1 protein-coding gene is annotated in these 637 nt (G+C 70.5%); it reads right to left on the bottom strand.

What is annotated here, in order from left to right; translation table 11 throughout:
* Positions 1 to 13: 13 nt before the first annotated feature.
* Positions 14 to 637: LysR substrate-binding domain-containing protein (locus tag BI327_RS40955; protein ID WP_076867251.1), on the bottom strand; the 624-nt coding region annotated here is incomplete at its 5' end.

Raw genomic sequence — 637 nt, 5'->3', positions numbered from 1 at the left:
GTCCGGGTAAGCCCTAGGGCCAGGGCGCCGCCCCCAGGTGCGCCAACAGCGCGCGCGCCGCGGGCGGCAGCGTATCGAGCTCGCGCACGGCAATGCAAAGCGGCGTGCCCGACCAGGGGCCGGACAACGCGATGAAGCGGATGTCCTGGCTGGCATGGCGCGGCTTCAGGTACATCGGCACCACCGCCACGCCCATGCCGCGCGCCACCAGATTGCAGATGGTCTCGTGCGAACTGACCCGGGCGCTGATGCGGCGCGCCACGCCAGCCTCGCGCGCGGCCTGCTCGAACACCGCGCTGATGCCGTTGTCGCGGTTCAGCTCGATCTGTTCGTAGGGCAGCAACTGCGCATAGTCCAGCACCTCGCTGTCGGCCAGCAGGTGCTGCGCCGGCACCACCGCGGCCAGCTCGCAATAGCCGCAGGCGAATACCTGCAGGCCATCGTGGCCGAAGTCCGATCCCACCGCCACATCGGCGTGGCCCGCCAGCACTTCCTGGAAGACCTGCTGGGTGGTGCTTTCCTCGAGCGCGATCTCGATCTGCGGATACGCGCGGCGGAACGACTGGATCTGTGCCGGCAGGTCGCCCGACAACGCCGCCACGCTGGCCGCCAGCCGGATGCGCCCGCGCACGCCGGT

Source organism: Bradyrhizobium mercantei (assembly GCF_001982635.1).
Taxonomy (GTDB): domain Bacteria; phylum Pseudomonadota; class Alphaproteobacteria; order Rhizobiales; family Xanthobacteraceae; genus Bradyrhizobium; species Bradyrhizobium mercantei.
The sequence above is the reverse complement of the archived record's forward strand: the minus strand, read 5'-3'. Positions and strand labels throughout refer to the sequence as shown.